Origin of the sequence: Fretibacterium fastidiosum (genome assembly GCF_000210715.1) — a bacterium.
GTDB lineage: Bacteria > Synergistota > Synergistia > Synergistales > Aminobacteriaceae > Fretibacterium > Fretibacterium fastidiosum.
Map to the genome: position 1 here is coordinate 1,342,113 of NC_021038.1, position 3,104 is coordinate 1,345,216.

The window sequence follows — 3,104 nt, forward strand, 5'->3', positions numbered from 1 at the left end:
AGGTCTCCCTTCTCCAGTCCGGAGTCCGCAAGCATCTTAGCCGCCAGAGCCAACGATTCAGACGGGGTTTTTCCAAAGGCAAGCTCAGGCTTCAACGCAATGATTTTCCCGTCCGTCCCCTCGGGCAGCTGCGGGGCGACGCCATGCTCCGGAACCTTGGGCGGCTCCACATCAGGACTCACCGGTGGCTTTATATCCGGGCTCACCGGCGGCTTGACGTCCGGGCTCACGTCAGGACTGGTCGGTCCAGACAGGGCAGTGTTCTTCGCCAGCACCAGAGAGGCGGCGACCCTGCGCTCCGCCGGGATCAGGTCGATCCGGCCTCCATCCCGGACGTACACCACCAGGCCGTATTTCTTATCCGGGACGAACGGCTCGTTCCCGGGCATCGCCGTGCCATCCTCGTGCTGCACCGCAAAGTGCCCATCCAGATAATCCCTCGGGCTCTCCGCGTAACGGAAAACCTCCCCCGTCCCCTTGGGACGCGCCTCAAACAGCACGACGTCCTTCGGCGCAGCGGCGCGGAAGCGCTTGCCCTCCACCAGGAAACCCACCGCCGCCAGCGTGCGCGCCTTCGACACCTCCAGCGCGATCAGCGGGAAGGGCGAGGCGCCGCTCAACTTGATCCCCTCCGCCTTCCCCAGCTCCTCCATGACCGTCTCCAGCCGGGCTCGGCTCGGGTACAGCAGGCCGTCGCCGCCAAGGCGGAAGTCCTCAAGGGCCGCCCCAATCTCAGATATCAGTTCAGCGGCCTGGTCAGACGTCGTCCCGAAGGGACGCTTCCCCTCCGCCCCACCCGGAAGCATCGCCCCGATCGGGACAAACCCCGGCACGTTCGGCTCCGCGCCCAGCGCCTCGCCCCACACCGTGACCGCTGCGGACAGTCCGCCGGCCGACTGGACCGTGATACCGTAGGAAGCGCCGTCCTTGTACTGCTTTTTCAGCGTCACCGCAGCCGTCCCGTCCCCGTGATCCTCCAGGAGGAGGTCGTCAACAGCCCCCTGCCCTTCGGCCTTCGCCACGGTCCAGGTCAACCCCTCGGGTTTCGCGTCGGTGGGGACGATCGCGGCCGTCAGCGTAGCGACCTCCCCCTCCTTCAGTGCATGGCCGGGGCCGCCCAGAGCGATCCCCGTCGCCGGCGGCAGGGCGTTCACCACCTTCAGCACCGCGCCGGGCGTCAGCGCTGCATCATCGCTGGCCGCCGGCACACCCAGCACGCCCGTCACCGACAAGGACAGAGCATGATACCCTTCCGATACCGCCTTCACCTTCAGCACGGGCCCATCCATCCCGGACAGTACGCTCAGTCCCGTTCCCTTCACACTCCATTTGTACTTCACTCCAGACGGATCGCCGGTCGGCGGGTAATGGCGAGCGTGGACCTCCCGCGTCTCCCCGACGAGCATCGTGCGCACGTCGGCCGCATCCAGCACCACTGCCGTCACCGGCAGTTTTGCCGGATCCGTAATCATGCCCCCTGGGACCTTCCCCGTACCCAATCCAAAACTGGGCTGATTTTCATTTACCTTCAGCCAATAACAGTCGATCCAGCCATAACCATAAGCCCCCACGATGCCTCCTGTATAAGAAGGGTTAGCTTTTACTTTGTCTGCTGCAGAAGTACAATATCGGAATTCACTTTGATTTGGGCTGAACCCGCCAACGATACCCCCCGCATCCATGTCCGCCGTTATTTCGGAGCACATCGCCACGCAGTTTTGAAGAGATCCCTGATACCAATAAGAAAAACCCAATATTCCTCCCGCATAGTTGGCCCCACCAGCACCATGCGTCTTGATACTGCCGTAGGCGACACAGTTACGGATGAGTCCCCCTCCGTTCAAAGAAGCAACACCGGCCACATAGGCATTGTTCGGACTGGCTCCCATCAGGTCGAAGGACGTGATGCAGTTTAAAATATTTCCATCCGACCAGGTCGTGAGCCCTGCGGCGCCATTGGAGTATTTATTGGTGATCGCCCCCATGAGCACAAGATTCTTAACCGTCGCCACAGGGGCGACATACCCCAAAAAGGCTCCGGAATGACAGATCTTAAAACAATTTGGGCTGACCGGAAGATGCTCGCCCGTGGAGATCGTCACTCCCGTAACGGCGTGGCCACCTCCGTCAAGCGTTCCGGCAAAGTCTGCCAAATCGCCATAAGCACACATCCACCCCACGGGAATCCATTCTCTGCCGGCTACGGAGATGTCCCGTGTCAGCAGAATGTGTTTATCCCTGAAAGCATTTCCTGCGTTGACCAGCTTTGACAGCCCGGCCAACTGTTCCGCCGTCTCGATGAGATAGGGGTCGGACTCCGTCCCGGCATGTTGGTTCACCCAGGACGTATCGGCCACGTCGGACCACAATTCAGCACTCAATGCTGCAGGCTGCAAGCCCAGCAGCACCACACCAAGAGCTACGACACAGACAATGCCATGCAGCCATCTGCGCATGGGTTCACGCTCCTTTCAAAACTATTGTTACCTCCCCTGAGTTGCCTCCCCCAAACGCGCCTCTTCTTTTCGCCTCCCCTGCAAGGGGAGGTGGCGCCAAGGGCGGCGGGGGGGCCGTTCTTCACGCTCAAAAACAACCCCTCAGCCCCTACGGGGCAGCCCCCTTCCAGGGGGGCCAAAAGCCTCCCCTGCAAGGGGAGGTGTCGCCAAAGGCGACGGAGGGGTTAGCTCCTCCCCTTCACAAAATTCTCGATATCCACACAAACTGCTTCAAAATTTTCTGCGACGTCAAGATTCGTGTAGCGTAACACCGTTATACCCAAGGATTTCAGAAATTTCGTCCGTTCGAGGTCATATTTCACAACGGCCTCGTCACAATGTTGCCCTCCATCCACCTCGATTGCCAACTTAAAGGAAGCACAGTAGAAATCCACGATAAAATTACCGACAACACGCTGCCGATAAAATTTCATGGGAAAGTCCCTCAAAAACTCGTACCACAGACGTCGTTCCTGAGGGGTCATCTCCCGGCGCAACAATCTTGCGTACCCCAAAAGGTTTTTGTTGCGAGGCAGGAGGGGCATCATATCATTCCTTCCCATCCGTCTCTTGCTTTCCCAGCAAGGGGAGATGCCGAACGAAGTGAGG

The 3,104-nt window shown here is 59.9% G+C and carries 2 protein-coding genes; both read right to left on the bottom strand.

All coding sequences use genetic code 11. From position 1 onward, the window contains the following. Window positions 1-1,472, bottom strand: a 1,472-nt coding sequence (locus SY1_RS06200) for an Ig-like domain-containing protein (RefSeq protein WP_208873089.1), incomplete at its 3' end; no start/stop codon positions are given. Window positions 1,473-2,680: 1,208 nt separating this feature from the next. Further along, on the bottom strand, window positions 2,681-3,104 hold a 424-nt coding region (locus SY1_RS06205; protein ID WP_208873093.1), incomplete at its 5' end, for an endonuclease domain-containing protein.